Raw genomic sequence first — 16,346 nt, 5'->3', positions numbered from 1 at the left:
CTTTACTTCTTTATCGTTCAGTTCACAAAGTTTTCAACCCAAAAATTATAACACAGGCTAAAAATACTAACACCCCTTTGACTGTAAATAATGTGCAGGAAACTTTCGACAAAAAATGGATTCAGGAGGATTCAAGATTGCGAGGGCCGCGCTTGTAGCTCGCGAGTGGAATCTCGCTGGCGAGCATATATCCTGGTGAACGCGCATAAATCCCTGCAAACGCGCGTAAATCCCCGCTAGCGCGCATATCCGCTATCTAAACAAAAAACAACCGAGAATCAGCTCCTCAGTTGTCCTTTTTTGTATGTCTTTCCTTCAATGTAGCTAAAACGTCGTCCAACGGTACCTTTTGCTCCTGCAAAAGCACCAATACGTGATAAAGAAGATCGGAAACTTCCCACTTCAGCTCGTCGGGGTCACGATTTTTTGCGGCGATGATGACTTCTCCAGCTTCTTCCCCCACTTTTTTAAGAATCTTATCTACCCCATGCTCGAAAAGATAAGTGGTGTAAGCTCCCTCAGGCATCTCATGCTCTCGCTGCGCGATGATTTCCTGCAGCTCACTTAAGATCGCGTATCTGTCTGGGTTCGGTCCATCATTCTTTTCATCAGCACTATAAAGTGTCTCTGAAAAACAGCTGTACGATCCGGTGTGGCAGGCAGGTCCTTGGGGCTCTACTAAAACCACTAGTGCGTCCTGATCACAATCGTACCTGATGCTTTTCACATTTTGTGTATTACCGGACGTTTCGCCTTTGTGCCACAATTTTTTTCGCGATCTTGAAAAAAATACAGTTTCGCCGATTTCGACTGTTTTTTCGAGCGACTTTTCACTCATGTATGCGACCGTCAAAATCTCTTTTGACTGATAATCCTGCACCACAGCAGGGATTAAGCCGTTTTCGTCAAATTTTAGTTTTTCCCATTTCAACGTACAGACACCCCCAACTTTTGCAATTCTGACTTTAGCTCTCCGATTGATGTATCTTTATAATGAAAAATGCTAGCGGCAAGACCAGCATCTGCTTTACCTTCTGTGAACGCATCATAAAAATGATCAGCGTTTCCTGCGCCGCCTGATGCAATTACAGGAACAGTTACGGCTTCACTGACTGCTTTTGTAAGAGCAAGGTTAAATCCAGATTTTTCTCCATCCTTGTCCATGCTGGTCAGAAGAATTTCTCCGGCACCTCGCTTAACTGCCTCTTGCGCCCATTCAGTGACTTCCCACTGAGTGGGTTTGCGCCCCCCATGTGTGTATACGCGCCATGAGCCAAGCTCTTCATCATACTTAGCATCAATCGCAACGACGATACATTGGGCGCCAAAGTAATCGGATCCTTCTGAAATCAATTCGGGTCTTAAAATGGCTGCAGTGTTTACTGAAACTTTGTCAGCACCAGCTCTTAAGACTCTTTTCATATCTTCTAGTTTGTTAATGCCGCCTCCGACTGTAAAAGGAATGGCGAGTTCAGCCGCAACGCGTTCCACCACTTCAACCATCGTATCTCGGCCTTCATGACTGGCTGATATATCTAGAAACACAAGCTCGTCTGCTCCTGCTTTATCGTAAAACCTAGCAAGCTCGACGGGATCTCCTGCATCTACTAAGTTTAAGAACTGAATGCCTTTTACAACCCTGCCTTCTTTTACATCCAAACACGGAATAATTCGTTTTGTCAGCATTACTTCACACTTCCTAACGCATCTGAAAGAGTAAATCTTCCCGTGTAGAGGGCTTTTCCGATAATCGCACCTGCAATATTCCGGTCATCCTTCTTTAAGCTTACTAAGTCATCAATCGAGCTGACACCGCCTGAAGCGATCACTTCTTTTCCCGTAATACGTGCGAGTTCACCGATCGCTTCTACATTTGGCCCCTGCAGCATGCCATCTTTAGAGATATCCGTAAAAATAAACGTTTCGGCGCCTTCTTCTACAAGTCTCTTTGCGAGATCAACCGCCATGATGTGAGAAGTTTCAACCCAGCCTTCAGTTGCAACAAACCCATCCCTCGCATCAAGTCCGATCGCAACTCTTGAGCCGCTATATCGATTTAAGGCTTCTCTCACAAAATCAGGATTGGAAACCGCAGCACTTCCTAAAATAACCCGGTCAACACCGTTTTCTAAATAGTACGAAACATCCTCCATCGTCCTAATGCCGCCACCGATTTGTACCTTTGCAGCCAATTCTTTTGCCACACGAATAACATGTTCATGATTCACTTTTTTGCCATCCTTAGCACCATCGAGGTCTACCATATGAATCCACTCGGCACCTTGATCTGCAAACTGTTTTGCCATATCAAACGGTGAATCGCCATAAACAGTCTCCTGGTTGTAGTCACCCTGCAAAAGTCTTACACATTTTCCGCCGCGCATATCAATAGCTGGATATAGTGTGAATGAACTCATCTTTGTTTTCCCTCCTCAACGAAACGGCAAAAGTTTTTCAGCATCCCCATGCCAGTCTCTGAACTTTTTTCAGGGTGGAACTGCGTCCCCATAATATGATCGCGTCCAACAACAGCTGGCACTTCCACATCTTCATATTGTGCGGCCGCAGCTAAGACGTTTCTGTCGTCTGTTTGCACAACAAATGAATGCACGAAATATACATAGCCTTCATCCAGCCCTTTTAACAAAGGCTGATCTTCTTGTAAGAAATGAAGGTTGTTCCAGCCCATATGAGGTACTTTATAGGCTTTGCCTTCAGCAGTAACTCCGCTAAAACGGTCGACACGTCCGGGCAAAAGTCCGAGTCCTTTTGTCAACCCGTTCTCTGTACTTTCTTCAAACAGAAGCTGCATGCCTAAGCAGATGCCGATAAGCGGTTTTCCGTTCTCTGTTTCTTTTTTTATAAAATCGATAAGACCTGTTTCCTTAAGCTCATTCATCGCATCTTTAAACGACCCTACCCCTGGAAGCAGCAAACCATCTGTTTCATAAAGTTCCTCTGGATTGCCGGAAAGAATGTACGGCTGTTCGATTCGTTTTAATGCGGAACAGACAGAGTGAAGGTTGCCCATTCCATAATCAATAATTCCAATCATCTATAACATTCCTTTCGTTGAAGGCACTCCTTTAACACGCGGGTCGATCTGTGTGGCTTCGTCCAGCGCTTTTGTAAAAGCCTTAAATACCGCTTCGATCATATGGTGCGTATTCGTTCCATAATGGACGATCACATGCAGGTTCATTCTGGCTTCTAACGCCAGTTTCCAAAAGAATTCATGAACAAGTTCTGTATCAAACGAACCGACCTTCTGGCTTGGAAACTCTGCACGAAACTCTAAGTGCGGACGGTTTGAAAGATCAATAACCACTTGAGCCAAAGTCTCATCCATCGGTACAAAAGCGTTTCCGTAACGCTTGATTCCTCTTTTTTCACCTAGTGCACCTTGAATGGCTTGTCCAAGACAGATACCCACGTCTTCTGTCGTATGGTGGTCATCGATCTCGACATCTCCCGCTGCGTTCACCGTTAAATCGAAGTGACCATGACGGGCAATCGCATCAAGCATGTGGTTTAAAAATGGGACAGGCGTCTGGATATCTGCTTGTCCTTCTCCATCAATATCAAGTGATAAGCTAATTTGAGTTTCTTTTGTGTTTCGTTCGATCGTATGCTGACGTCTATTCTCCATTTATTTATCCTCCAGTCGGTAATCGATCGCTCTCGCGTGTGCTTCAAGTCCTTCTAATCGAGCAAAGGCAGATATTTTACGGCCATTTTCTTTCATCGCCTGTTCGCTATAGCGGATTACGCTAGATTTTTTCGTAAAATCATCCACGTTTAGCGGGCTAGAAAATCGTGCTGTTCCGCTAGTAGGAAGAACGTGATTGCTGCCAGCAAAGTAATCGCCGACAGGTTCAGAACTGTATTCACCAAGGAAGATCGCTCCAGCATGCTTGATTTTACCGAGCAAATCAAACGGATCTTTTGTCATAATTTCTAAGTGTTCAGGAGCGATTCTGTTAATGACATCGGCACCTTCAGCGAGCGAATCAACGATATAAATGGCTCCATAATCTCGTACCGCTTGAGCAGCAATTTCTTTTCTTGGAAGGGCTTCAAGCTGGCTTTCTACTTCTGTTGCAACTTTTTCTGCAAGATTTTTTGAAGTTGTTACTAAAAATGCTGCAGAGCGAGGATCGTGTTCCGCTTGGGAAAGCAAGTCCGCTGCAATATATTTAGCATTCCCTGTCTCATCTGCAAGTACGGCAATTTCGCTAGGACCTGCGATCATATCAATATCGCAAACTCCGAACACTTCACGTTTTGCGAGTGCTACAAAAATGTTTCCCGGACCTACAATTTTATCTGTTTTTGGTACGGTTTCGGTTCCGTAAGCGAGTGCACCGATCGCTTGAGCGCCGCCGATTTTAAACATCCGTTTAACGCCCGCGATTGAAGCTGCAGCTAAAACGGCAGCAGGAAGCTTGCCGTCTTTTCCTGGAGGTGATACAAGTATGATTTCTTCAACACCTGCTACAGCGGCGGGAATGACACCCATCAATACAGAGGAAGGGTATGCCGCTGTTCCCCCCGGTACATATACACCCACAGAGTCTAAAGGAGTTACTTTTTGTCCGAGCATCGTTCCGTCTTCTCTTGTGAAAAACCAAGACTGCCGCTTCTGTTTTTCGTGGTATTCGCGAATGTTTAAAGCCGCTTCAGAAATAATATCGATCATCTCTTGATCCAGAGATGCGACGGCTTCATCAATTTCCTCTTTTGTTACTTCTAGAGAACTCAAGCTTACACCATCAAACTTTTCCGTATAGTTTAAAAGTGCTTTGTCCCCTTCACGTTTTACATTTTTCAAAATTTCTAAAACCGCTTTTCGCTGTTCTTCTGTATTTTGTTCAACACTTCTTTCTAACATTTTCAATTCAGATACAGGCTGGATTTTCACTGGACATCCCCCTTGTTTTCTACGAGTTTACGCATGCGTTCGACCAGTTCGTTAATTCGCATCGCATGAAGTCTGTAGCTTGCCGGGTTTACAATGAGTCTCGATGTAATATCTGCAATTTTTTCAAGCTCGACCAATCCATTTTCTTTAAGGGTTCGTCCCGTAGACACAATATCTACAATGCGGTCTGCAAGTCCAATTAATGGAGCAAGCTCTATGGATCCGTTCAGTTTGATCACTTCCACCTGCTGTCCTTGTTCCCGAAAGTAATGAGAAGCAACGTTCGGATACTTCGAAGCAATTTTTGGTGCGACTTTTTGATAATTTCCCCCGGGCAGACCTGCTACAGCCAAGTAACAGGCGGAAATCTTCAGATCAAGCACCTCATAAACATCCCGCTCTTCTTCGAGCATCACGTCTTTACCCGCGATTCCAATATCCGCAACCCCGTGCTCCACATAGGTCGGAACATCCATTGGCTTTGCGAGAATAAATCGAAGTCCGGCTTCAGGAGCATCAATGATCAATTTGCGTGATTCTTCAAATTCAGGAGGCAGCGGATAGCCTGCTTGTCTTAACAGGTCGACTGCTTCTTCAAATATTCTTCCTTTAGGCATCGCCATCGTTAAAACTGTGTTCATTACAAGTCCTCTCCTTGCTGACTTCCGATCAAATAATGAATTTCATCGAAACGTTTGCTGAACTCATCGACATTTCTTACACCCGATAAGTCTTGCATCACTACATTGCCGCCCTCTGCCCTTTTTGACTTGGCTAATTGCAGCGCTTCTTTTCTTCGTTCTGGTGTAAACAAAATGCAATCCTTTTTCGTTGAATCATTTTTACTGCCTAATGCTTCTATAAAATAATCCATTCGGATCGCAAAACCGATTGCTGGTGCTTTGCGGTCAAAACGGCTTAAAAGGTCGTCGTATCTGCCCCCGCTCGCGATCGGCGCACCGATTCCAGCAGCATACCCTTCAAAAACGATGCCTGTGTAATAGCTCATATGGCTGAACAATGTAAAATCGAAAACAATATTTTGCGCCGCATCATAATCCTGAAGAAGCTTATATAACGTTTTGAGTTCTTCTAAAGCTTGCTGACCTTTGGTGTTGGGTGCCAATCTAGAAGCTTCATCCAGCACTTCGATTCCGCCTCTTAAATCCAGAAGTTTTAACAGGCGCTGTGTATCGATAGAAGATAACGGAAGCTCTTTTACATGAGACGTATACCCCACATAGTTTTTCTCATTAAGGTAGCGAAGAAGTTCCGCAGCTCTGTTATCGTTTCCTAAAATGTCAGCTAAAAGCTCTTGAACGAAGCCGATGTGACCGACAGCTACCGTAAAAGATTGGACCCCGCTCTTTTTTATTACTTCCGTCATTAAAGCGAGTGCCTCAGCTTCTGCACTGGATGTTCCCTCACCGATCAGTTCGATTCCAACCTGTTCAAATTCAGCCGGTCTTCCTCCTTCACGCTGCTGCGCGCGAAAAACAGGTGAACTGTAGGCTAGGCGAAGCGGATAAGCAACATTTTTCATGCTCGATGAAACCACACGTGCAATAGGAGCTGTCATGTCGGGTCTCAATACAAGTGTTTTCCCTTCCATATCGAGAAGTTTAAACAGCTGTTGATCCAAAATAGCTGAAGCTTCGCCAACCGTTTCGTGATATTCCAGTGTCGGGGTCTGGATGAACTGATAGCCCCAAGACTCCATCTCTTTTTTTATTGTATTTTTGATATCTTCATTTTTTTGATAAAAAGCAGGAAGTGTATCCCGCATGCCTGCAGGCTTTTCAAAAACAAATGGTTTAGACATTTTCCTTCATCCTTTTATATGTGAAGTGAATTTTCGATAAACACTTTAGTTCGCTAATATACTACCACGATAAAGATTTAGTTGTTAGTCTACACGTACCCTCGAAACATGTCAACCGATATACCTGAAAAATCTGTAGTTAAGAAAATAAATTTCAGGGAATAGTATGTAAAAATAAATACATACATATGAAAGGATGGAATGCGTCTTGTTTAATCGCATCTTTTTTCTTGCCATCATTATTGGTGTTCCGCTATCCGTTTTCGGCAGTATGCAGCATTGGCCTGCCGTTATTTTATTTGTTATCTATTGTGCTACCATCATTGCACTGGCGGGTTATATGGGTCGCGCGACAGAGAGTTTGGCAATCGTTGCTGGGCCGCGTATCGGCGGACTTTTAAACGCCACCTTCGGAAATGCCGTTGAACTTATCATTTCTATTTTTGCCTTAAAAGCAGGACTCATAAGTGTAGTATTAGCATCATTAACGGGTTCCGTACTAGGAAACCTTTTACTCGTAGGAGGACTTTCCTTTTTTGTAGGAGGGCTAAAATTCAAGCAGCAAAAGTTCAATGTGTATGATGCCCGGCATAACGCTGGATTGCTTATTTTTGGAGTCGTTGTCGCTTTTGTTTTCCCTGAGGTGTTTTCCTATAAACTGAACGATGCCGATTCACTCACTTTAAGCGTTTGGGTTTCTGTCATTATGATTATTTTGTACATTGCGGCACTCTTGTTTAAGCTTGTTACGCACAGAGGGGTCTATCAAACAGAGCATGATGAGGGACATGAAGAAGAAACTGCCGAATGGAGCAAGATGAAAGCACTTATCATCCTTGCTCTGTCTACTGTAGCTGTTGCTTATGTTTCTGAAAAATTGGTTCATACGTTCGAAGAGGTTGGTGAAACACTCGGCTGGAGTGAAGTATTCATTGGGGTAATCATTGTCGCGATTGTCGGGAATGCGGCAGAACACGCCTCAGCGATCATCATGGCCTATAAGAACAAAATGAACGTAGCTGTTGAAATCGCGATCGGTTCCACCCTTCAAATCGCTATGTTCGTTGCTCCCGTTCTCGTATTGATCTCGCTTTTCTTTGAAAAATCGATGGCACTCGTTTTCACGCTACCCGAGCTGGTCGCAATGGTGCTGGCCGTATTCTTGACGATTTCCTTAACGAACGACGGAGACACGAACTGGTTCGAGGGTCTCACATTGTTAGCAGCCTACATCATCATGGGTGTTGGGTTTTATCTTCTATAAAATAAAACGACTGGCGGCGGAGAATTTAATTCTTCGCCGTTTTTCTTTTGCACAAAAAAAGATTGAATCAGAGCAGTATGAAGGAGGTTTTGTCGAAATTCGTTTATATTTTTATTAACGTGCGATTTTAATTACTTAACGTGTGTTTATTTTTGATAACGTGCGTATTTTGAAGATAATGTGCGATTAATTTTTATAAACTAACACTGTTCATATAAGCTAAACAAATTTAATAATTTGTACATATGAAGAGTACAGCTTCCTTTAAACGAACATGATATTCTAATTTCAGTACAACTGGTCTTAAAATAAGTAAATTTCAGGCGATTATTAGGAATAAATATAATGAACCTTAGATAAAGTTTAGAATAAGGACAAGTTTAGGGACGGTGTGATGATGGAGAATTACATTTCAATTGGGTCTTTTCCTGTAAAAATGGTTTGGCTTGCGATTCTTGGCTCTGCTTTGATCGCTTATGGAATACTGTCATTTAAATTAAGAAAAGAACCTGATAAAAAGCAGATTCTCGATGTTTTAACGAATGCCATCGTAATCTACTGGTTTTTATGGAAAATCAGTTATGTGCTCTTCCATCCGGTACTAACTATTAAACATCCGTTTAATCTTTTGTATTTTAACGGCGGTGAAACAGGTATCGTTCTTGGCATTATCGCAGCCGTACTCTATTTATTGAGAGCAGCAGGAAAAAGAGAGCTTGATCGAGATCGTATTTTTTATAGCGGGATTTTAGGTCTAACAATCTTTTTTGCGGTTTATTACGGCGCTCATTTTGTATCTGAAAAAGCAGCAGCAGACGGTCTGATTTCTCTATTTTTTACGATTCTATCTTTTTATCTTTACACATATGGATCGTTTCAGCTCAAAAAAACCGTTCTTTCTATGCTTGTCACTGCCCTTTTCTTTTCCGTCATTAACAATACTCCGCTTGGTGGTAAAAAGGAAGAAACTGTGGCTGTTGAAACGGTTGCTACTGGTATTAAGCCAGGAAACAAAGCACCCGATTTTGACCTTAAAACGATCGATGGAGAAACGATGCGGCTATCTGATTTAAAAGGAAATGTCGTCTTTGTTAACCTCTGGGCAACTTGGTGTCCGCCATGCCGTGCAGAAATGCCTGAGATGGTGCGTTATTATAATGAGCACTCAGCTGAAAAAATTGAAATTCTCGCCGTAAACTTGACTGATAGTGATTCGGAAAAAGAAGTGAAACAGTTTGCCGATGATTATAAGATTAACTTCCCTATCCTGCTGGATTCTGAAGGCAAAGTCGGTAATCTGTACAAAACCGTTTCCATCCCGACCACTTTTATTGTAGATAAAAAAGGAATCATTCGTGAAAAACATATCGGTCCGATGAGCTACGAGATGATGGAGGAGTTTGTGAAGGCAGCGCAATAAATAAGGATTAAATGCGGAGCGTTTGTTAAACAAACGTGTACATTTTTCAATAGAACAGAAGAAAAGCTGGTTTTCGCCGCCTTTTTCAGGTGCTGGAACCAGCTTTTTGCAGTAAAAATGCTCTCTTAACTAAAGAATCCCACGTTAAAAACAATAAAACCACGAGTCGACATACCGCGCTATCACTTCTCAAACAAATAGAGCTTCGCATTCTCCGGCTGTCCAAGCTTCGGTCCTTTAAAGCCGCGGCGGATCAGTTCTTTTCGCATAAACATCATAAGGGCTCCGTGGCTTACGACCAAAGCATTCTCTTCACTCTCTTCTAAAATACGATCGACAATTTTAGAGATACGCTCCTCCACATCCGTTCTGCGTTCCAGCTGTGATTTGTGGTTAAAGAACCAAGCGGCGCGAATGCAAAGCGGATATAGAATCATCGGGATTTTAATGTCCCGCTTAAAGAAAGGATATACTGCGATTTCGCGTAGCTCATCAGTCTTAATCAGTTCGCCTTTATAGATTTTTTCAGCAGTAATTGAAGCTCGCCGAACGGTACTAACGTAGCATTTTTGCCACTCAATCCCGCCTAAGTCCACCTCGGATTCTTCCACATCAGATTCTTCATATTCTTTCATCCATTGATCAAATTCTGAAGGAGTGATCCATTTTTCAGTTGGATATCCCCTAGTTACTTTAAAATGCCTGACCAATCCGATTTTCATTATTCCACCTACTGCCCTCTATCTATTTTTTTGATAATTTTCCGCTATCTCTTTTAAGGCTTTTGCTCGTCTCACAAGAAAATCTGTCATATATTTTTCTAGGAATAGCCGGTCTGCTATTTTCCCAATCACGCCGAATGGTGATTTATATACAAAATGGTCCGTCATAACAGTCCCATCATCTTTCCGCTCAAATGTATGCGTATGCGTGAAAGAATGAAAAGCTCCTTTTACCATCACATCAACGAACCGATGGGGTCTGTCCATATCGATGATTTTGGCGGTAAGTCGTTGTTTCACCCCAAAATGTATGGCTTCCCAAGTCACTGATTCACCCTCATCAATGAGTCCAGTCGTAACTCCGCCGACTGCTCTTTCCTTTGTATGAGAAGTGGTTTCTGTATGTACGTCTATGTTTCTAGCAAGATCAAAACAAACTTCAATAGGTGCTTTTATGTATTCGTGGTGTGTGATAACTGGCATTGCAATCTCTCACTTTCAAATGATTCAAAAACAACACCCCACAAAGTGAGGTGCTGCACATTTTATAATTTAGTTATTCCACGTATAAAATGAAATTCCTTCACTCATCTGATCTTTGAAGAAGGTGATGAGGTCTGGCAGTGTAAAATAGCTGCGATAATCGTCATTGACACCGAAAACGTCTTTTACGTAAACGATGCCCAGCTGATCTTTTTCCTCAAACAAAATCAGCCCGTATCCGTCTCTCATCCTAAAAATAACTGGACAGCCAAGCTTCAATCTTTGCGTGAACTGCTCTCGATCTTCGATTGGTATTAATGACTCCTGCGTATAAAGCGGCCCTATAAACCACTGCTTCACTTTATCTATTATACCCATGTCATCCACCCCGCTTATCTCATCATATGCGGGCGTTGCTGAATGTTACTTCCGGTTTAGCTCAGCAAATTTTTTTCTAAGATAATTTTATGTAATCCTTTTTTGTTCGTGTACGTTTCAATAATATCAAACCCGGATTTGATATTTAAGATCAGCATGCTTCGCCACTTATTCATGGTTTTCGTTTGAACAATGTGATATCCGTTTTCCTTTAAATACTGATGTTGCTGTTCCATTAGTTTTGAAGCGACACCATGACCTCTAAAACGAGTGTCGACTCCCCCTAGCCAGCTATAAAACTTTTTTTTATCGAGTTCATAGCCAATTTTATAACCGATGAGTTGGCTGTTGTTCCATGCAACGTTTACCAACAGTCGAGGCTTACCATCCATCTTTTTCACTAAATCATCTGATTCTCCAAAAATACGTTTATGTAAATCTATAATCCCCTCTAAAATACCCTTTTCTGGCATTGAATCAAAAAGCAGGTACTTAACCTCCATGACAACAACCCCTATCTAATAAAACAAAGAATCTCTCTTTTAAAAGAGAGATTCCTATTATTTATTCATTCACTAATCTTTTTGATTCTTCAAACTCACGCTGAATCACTTCACCAGGTTCCTTCGTCATTAGACTGACGACTACGATTGTAATGGTACAAGCAATGAATCCTGGAATGATCTCATACACATCTGCAAATGCCGGGATCAGCTCCCAGACGATAACCGTGACTGCACCAACTACGATACCTGCAAAAGCAGCCCACTTCGTCATGCGTTTCCAATATAGACTTAACAATACGACCGGACCGAAAGCAGCTCCAAATCCTGCCCATGCATAACCTACTAGATTTAAGATGGTTTCACTCGGGTTAAGTGCCAAGACAAAAGCGATCACTGAAACGATTAGAACGGCCAAACGTCCTACAAAAACAAGTTCTTTATCAGATGCAGAACGTTTTACAAACGCTTTGTAAAAGTCTTCTGTCAGAGCACTTGATGTAACAAGCAGCTGAGACGAGATCGTACTCATAACGGCTGCAAGGATCGCAGCCAGCAAGAAGCCCGTGATGATCGGATGGAACAATACATCCGATAATAAAATAAACACGGTTTCAGCATTTGACTCATCTAATGGCGCGCCTGCCTGGTTGAAATAAGCGATACCAACGAGTCCCGTGAACATTGCGCCAACGATCGAGAAGATCATCCAGCCCATTCCGATTCGTCTCGCGCTCTTCATTTCTTTTACAGAAGTGATCGCCATAAAACGAACGATGATATGAGGCTGGCCGAAGTAACCAAGTCCCCAAGCAAGTAAAGAGATGATACCGATTAAGCTTGTCCCTGTAAATGCGTCCAATAGAGCAGGGCTTACACTTTCAATCTCGTTAAACGTTGTATCCCAGCCGCCAACTTTCATAATGGCTACTAGTGGAACAAGTATAAGTGCAGCAAACATGATCGCACCTTGAACAAAGTCCGTGTAACTTACAGCTAAAAATCCGCCGAATAGCGTATAAAGGATCACGACACCTGCTGTAATCAAGATTCCCCACATATAATCCAGCTTGAATGCCGTTTCAAAAAGCTGGCCCCCTGCTACCATTCCGGAAGAAGAGTAGAATGTAAAAAAGATAACGATAACTAAAGCTGAAGTGATTCTTAAGATGCGGGAAGTATCTTTGAACCGGTTCTCAAAATAGTCAGGAATCGTAATGGAGTTATTCGCAACCTCCGTATACGTTCTTAGTCGAGGAGCAACATACAGCCAGTTTAAATATGCCCCCACACTCAAACCAACAACAATCCAGCCGCTGCTCAATCCAGAGATATACATCGCACCCGGCAGACCCATCAACAGCCATCCGCTCATGTCAGATGCCCCAGCACTAAGCGCTGTTACAGCCGGTCCGAGATTTCTTCCGCCCAGCATGTAATCGGTAAGGTTATCTGTCTTGCGATAAGCATACAAACCGATCAGCAGCATCCCGATCATATAAACACTAATAGAAAAAATAACACCATAATCCATATTCAGTTTTCCTCCTGCTCTTACATGTTGTTAAAACGCTTTCAATTTTTTAAAAATTAGAAAAAGGAACATTTTTATTATAAATACATTTTTCGACAAAAGGAATATAATTTTTTTGGAAATGCATTACATAGGTGCTTTATAGGGGAAAAACATCAATTTCAGGAGGATTCGCTACAAAATCGAACGCAATAAGGAGGCTTGGCGGTCAAATCATGGGTTAGAGAGTGTGTGCGAGAGGGCAAACAGAAGGCTAGTTAACTATAATCCGTCCAAAGAGTTAATCAATCCACGAGATTCGGCAGTGAATCCAAAAATTTTGATGCTGAATCCAAAAGTATTGATGCTGAATCCAAAAGTTTTGGCTGCTTATCCACGAGTCTACAATCCTCAACAAATTTCACCATCCGCCCACTTGCTTTTCATTGCTACCCCGCCCCCTTACAGAACAACAAAAAAACCGGCACCCAGTCATAAGGCGTTTGGGCGCCAGTTTTCGCAAGAATATTTATTATAGCTTTTTACGTCTTAATCGTTTTACTTTTACAAATTGATTCGTGAACTGATCCAGTTCCTCATCGCGATAGATGTAGAAGAAACGATGATGATGGCCATCCTTCATCTCAGTGAGTTCACAGTTCATGTAGTGATCCATCTCTTGTCGGGTCAGCTCAACTGTGTATAGTTTGCCGTGACTCGGAATATCGAGTTGGATCTCGTTTAAAAAATGGAGTTCTTTAAATAAATAAATAGAAGTATCAAGGAGAAATTCACAGATTAAATCTTCTGAACCAAAGTAGTGTTGAAAATGTTCGCGAGTAAGCGAAGTATGGGGTACGTAACGCTTGCAGGTAGAATAATCGCCGTAAAAGACCAGCTTTGCACGTGTGCTTTGAAGTTCATAATGCTTAACGAGGCCGCTGCCTTTCATTTTTGAAACAGCCGTGCGGAAACGATATGTATCACGGGCTGCTAATTGTTCGGCCTTGTTTGCTGGATGTGCTGCTTTCGGTGCATGCTGAGACTGGCAGTTGTCTTCTACAAGGTGTCCAATCTTAAATGAATTCTTCATATAAACGATCGAGAATGATTTCCTTCTCATGGTATGCGCCTCCAGCTTTCGCTTTTTTGCCTAATTTAAGTATACGACGAAATTTTAGAAAACCCAAGAGGGGAACATCCGACAAATTTAGATGTTTTCCGCTTCCCTCTTGGATCGCTCTTCTTTTGTATAAATCACTTGCATCGGGTTGCCTCCGACAAAAGATCCTTCAGGGACGCTTTTGTGAACGAGCGTACCGGCTGATACAATCGCTCCGTCACCGATCGTGACACCCGGAAGGATTGTGGAGTTCGCTCCGATCATCACTTCGTCCCCGATGATCACATCGCCGAGTCGATATTCTTTTATTAAATACTCATGAGCAAGAATCGTTGTATTGTAGCCGATCACACAGTTTTTCCCGACCGTGATCCGCTCAGGGTACATGATGTCCGGCATTACCATTAAGGCAAAAGCTGTGCCCTCACCGACTTTCATTCTTAAAAAAGTGCGGTAAAGCCAATTTTTCATCGGCAAAAAGGGTGTGTATCGAGCAGCTTGAATGGCAACAAAATTTTTCACGACCTTCCAAAATGGGACCGTGTCATATACCTGATATAACGAGTTCCTGCCTTTTACAGGATAACGCTCCGTATCACGCACTTATCTCTCCCCTAAAACATCCAGCAAATCCGTCATTTCATTCAGCATGTAATCCGGATTAAACTGCTGCAGATAATCATTGCCGCGAATCGTCCAAGCTACACCTGCAGTCTGTGTTCCTGCATTCTGGCCAGCAAGGATGTCATACTTGCTGTCACCTACCATGATTGCACGATCTGGAGTGGACTGAAGCAATGCTAACGCTTTTTGAACCGGCTCTGGATCAGGCTTTGCTTTTTCAACATCATCAAGGGTCACAACTGTCTGGAAGAACTGATCGAGCCCTGTTAGCTTTAAGCCCATCTTAACGGTGTTTCTCATTTTAGTTGTTACAATGCCCAATTTGTAGCCTTTTTTATACAATTCTTCTACCGTTTCGAAAACTCCTTTAAACTCTGTCACAAGCTCATCATGATGGGCGATGTTATGTTCTCTGTAGGTTTGAACAAGATCCTGAACACGTTCTTTATCAAACAGTTCCATCGTTTCGACAAGCGGAGTTCCCATTAAAGGCAGGATGTGTTCACGGTTGTATTGTTCAGGAAAATATTTATCAAGTGTGTATAGAAAAGAAGCGATGATCAATTCATTCGTGTTGATCAGCGTTCCGTCCAGATCAAATAGTATGGTGTCTCGTTTCATGGTGTGAGTCCTTTCTTGCTGAATTTTTTCGTTCCATCTGGTTCCACACATAAGCCACAACAATAGTGAGCAGGATGGCGGTCACAAGCCTGATTATTAAGAGCGGCATGACCGGAATTCCGAGTGGAACAAAAATCAATGTATCTTCAACAACAGCATGACAGCTTACGAGAAAAATAAATGCTAGATAGAGGTCCTTTTTTGAAACTCCATCTTCCTTCGCTGCCTGCATCATAATCCCTGCGCCATAAGCCAGACCAATCGTAAGTCCTGCAGCCATCGTCATCGACGTATTTTCTTTCATGCCTAAAAGTTTCATAGCTGGAGCCATCCAGTTCGAGAAGCGGTTCAGCCAGCCTTTGTCTTTCAGATATTGCATGACAATCATAAGCGGAATAACGATAAGTGCTAATTGAAGAATGCCCAGTGACGCTTTTTCAAGCGCGGTTAAGGTGATCTCTCCCCATCCGTTCGGTGCAGCTTCTGGCTTTGAGATAAAACCATACTGAGCCTTTTCCGTTCCGCCATCCCAAAAAAGATTGATCATAAATGCGGAAAAAAGAGCCAGACCGACACGAACAAGTAAGATTACCCATAACTTAATGCCAACACTCGCTGCAACACCTGATTCAATAAAAAGGTTATGAGAGAATGAGAGCATGACAGCCAAGATAAAAACATCCTGAACCGTAAGTGTATCAAGAGTTAAAATTCCCCCAATTCCAGCGTAGAGGTTAAGAAAATTCCCGAGTACGAGCGGGATAGCCGCTTCACCTGGCAGTCCGATCCATTTCATCGCTGGTGCGATTGCTGATATGATCCAATCGAGCACAGGTGTATGGCTTAATAGCGTAATGATCAGTGTTACAGGAAATATGATTTTCCCAAGCGTCCAAGTGGTTTTCAAGCCTGCAAGTGTGCCTTTTTTTAATGTGTCCACTTTTCATTCGCC

At 42.6% G+C, this 16,346-nt stretch carries 19 protein-coding genes; 2 read left to right on the top strand and 17 right to left on the bottom strand.

The genetic code is table 11. The features are described from left to right. Nucleotides 1-286 precede the first annotated feature (286 nt). From hisIE to EV282_RS03745, 8 genes are read right to left on the bottom strand one after another with little or no spacing between them, the layout of a single operon-like run. Complete coding sequence (gene hisIE, locus EV282_RS03780) at nt 287-931, bottom strand: bifunctional phosphoribosyl-AMP cyclohydrolase/phosphoribosyl-ATP diphosphatase HisIE (protein WP_130293914.1); 645 nt, start codon at nt 929-931, stop codon at nt 287-289. Next, nucleotides 928-1,686, bottom strand: coding sequence for an imidazole glycerol phosphate synthase subunit HisF (gene hisF, locus EV282_RS03775; RefSeq protein ID WP_130293912.1), 759 nt, complete (start codon nt 1,684-1,686; stop codon nt 928-930). Before hisF ends, hisIE begins: the two co-directional genes overlap by 4 nt. Beyond that, entirely contained in the window at nt 1,686-2,417 is a 732-nt protein-coding gene (gene hisA, locus EV282_RS03770) for a 1-(5-phosphoribosyl)-5-[(5-phosphoribosylamino)methylideneamino]imidazole-4-carboxamide isomerase (RefSeq protein WP_130293910.1), read from the bottom strand. The genes hisF and hisA overlap by 1 nt, the downstream gene beginning before the upstream one ends. Further along, complete coding sequence (hisH, locus tag EV282_RS03765; protein ID WP_130293908.1) at nt 2,414-3,055, bottom strand: imidazole glycerol phosphate synthase subunit HisH; 642 nt, start codon at nt 3,053-3,055, stop codon at nt 2,414-2,416. Before hisH ends, hisA begins: the two co-directional genes overlap by 4 nt. Then, the gene (gene hisB / locus EV282_RS03760) at nt 3,056-3,649 is read right to left on the bottom strand and encodes an imidazoleglycerol-phosphate dehydratase HisB (protein ID WP_130293906.1); all 594 of its coding nucleotides are present in this window, start codon (nt 3,647-3,649) and stop codon (nt 3,056-3,058) included. It lies immediately after the preceding gene. Then, nucleotides 3,650-4,921, bottom strand: coding sequence for a histidinol dehydrogenase (gene hisD / locus EV282_RS03755; protein WP_425590188.1), 1,272 nt, complete (start codon nt 4,919-4,921; stop codon nt 3,650-3,652). It lies immediately after the preceding gene. Next, complete coding sequence (gene hisG, locus EV282_RS03750; protein WP_066292604.1) at nt 4,918-5,562, bottom strand: ATP phosphoribosyltransferase; 645 nt, start codon at nt 5,560-5,562, stop codon at nt 4,918-4,920. Before hisG ends, hisD begins: the two co-directional genes overlap by 4 nt. Next, nucleotides 5,562-6,743 carry an ATP phosphoribosyltransferase regulatory subunit gene (locus EV282_RS03745; RefSeq protein WP_130293904.1) on the bottom strand — a complete coding sequence of 394 codons (1,182 nt, stop codon included), beginning with the start codon at nt 6,741-6,743 and terminating at the stop codon, nt 5,562-5,564. Before EV282_RS03745 ends, hisG begins: the two co-directional genes overlap by 1 nt. 208 nt (nt 6,744-6,951) lie before the next feature. Between EV282_RS03745 and cax the strand changes: the two genes are divergently transcribed. Then, a complete protein-coding gene (cax, locus tag EV282_RS03740) occupies nt 6,952-8,007 on the top strand; it encodes a calcium/proton exchanger (RefSeq protein ID WP_130293902.1) in 1,056 nt (351 codons plus the stop codon). A gap of 397 nt (nt 8,008-8,404) precedes the next feature. Further along, nucleotides 8,405-9,427, top strand: coding sequence for a TlpA family protein disulfide reductase (locus tag EV282_RS03735; protein WP_165389346.1), 1,023 nt, complete (start codon nt 8,405-8,407; stop codon nt 9,425-9,427). 182 nt (nt 9,428-9,609) lie between these two features. On the opposite strand, the gene EV282_RS03730 is transcribed toward EV282_RS03735, so the two are convergent. The 9 genes from EV282_RS03730 to EV282_RS03690 all read right to left on the bottom strand — a co-directional run bounded on the left by EV282_RS03730 (nt 9,610) and on the right by EV282_RS03690 (nt 16,334). Further along, complete coding sequence (locus EV282_RS03730) at nt 9,610-10,149, bottom strand: histidine phosphatase family protein (protein ID WP_130293898.1); 540 nt, start codon at nt 10,147-10,149, stop codon at nt 9,610-9,612. An 18-nt stretch (nt 10,150-10,167) separates the two neighbouring features. Further along, nucleotides 10,168-10,632, bottom strand: a complete 465-nt coding sequence (locus tag EV282_RS03725) for an SRPBCC family protein (RefSeq protein ID WP_130293896.1) — start codon at nt 10,630-10,632, stop codon at nt 10,168-10,170. A 69-nt stretch (nt 10,633-10,701) separates the two neighbouring features. Next, complete coding sequence (locus EV282_RS03720; RefSeq protein WP_130293895.1) at nt 10,702-11,010, bottom strand: hypothetical protein; 309 nt, start codon at nt 11,008-11,010, stop codon at nt 10,702-10,704. Between the two features lie 56 nt (nt 11,011-11,066). Next, nucleotides 11,067-11,513, bottom strand: a complete 447-nt coding sequence (locus EV282_RS03715) for a GNAT family N-acetyltransferase (RefSeq protein WP_130293893.1) — start codon at nt 11,511-11,513, stop codon at nt 11,067-11,069. Nucleotides 11,514-11,574: 61 nt separating this feature from the next. Next, a complete protein-coding gene (putP, locus tag EV282_RS03710) occupies nt 11,575-13,047 on the bottom strand; it encodes a sodium/proline symporter PutP (protein ID WP_130293891.1) in 1,473 nt (490 codons plus the stop codon). 511 nt (nt 13,048-13,558) lie between these two features. Then, nucleotides 13,559-14,149, bottom strand: coding sequence for a hypothetical protein (locus EV282_RS03705; RefSeq protein WP_130293890.1), 591 nt, complete (start codon nt 14,147-14,149; stop codon nt 13,559-13,561). 87 nt (nt 14,150-14,236) lie between these two features. Beyond that, entirely contained in the window at nt 14,237-14,752 is a 516-nt protein-coding gene (locus tag EV282_RS03700; protein WP_066292629.1) for an acyltransferase, read from the bottom strand. Further along, on the bottom strand, nt 14,753-15,394 hold the full coding sequence (ppaX, locus tag EV282_RS03695; RefSeq protein WP_130293888.1) for a pyrophosphatase PpaX: 642 nt from the start codon (nt 15,392-15,394) through the stop codon (nt 14,753-14,755). It lies immediately after the preceding gene. Further along, on the bottom strand, nt 15,369-16,334 hold the full coding sequence (locus EV282_RS03690; protein WP_130293887.1) for a nucleoside recognition domain-containing protein: 966 nt from the start codon (nt 16,332-16,334) through the stop codon (nt 15,369-15,371). Before EV282_RS03690 ends, ppaX begins: the two co-directional genes overlap by 26 nt. Between the last annotated feature and the right edge of the window lie 12 nt (nt 16,335-16,346).

The organism is Fictibacillus sp. BK138, from assembly GCF_004216955.1.
GTDB lineage: Bacteria > Bacillota > Bacilli > Bacillales > Fictibacillaceae > Fictibacillus.
Note: the sequence above shows the minus strand (reverse complement) of the source record. Positions and strands in the feature narration are given on the sequence as shown.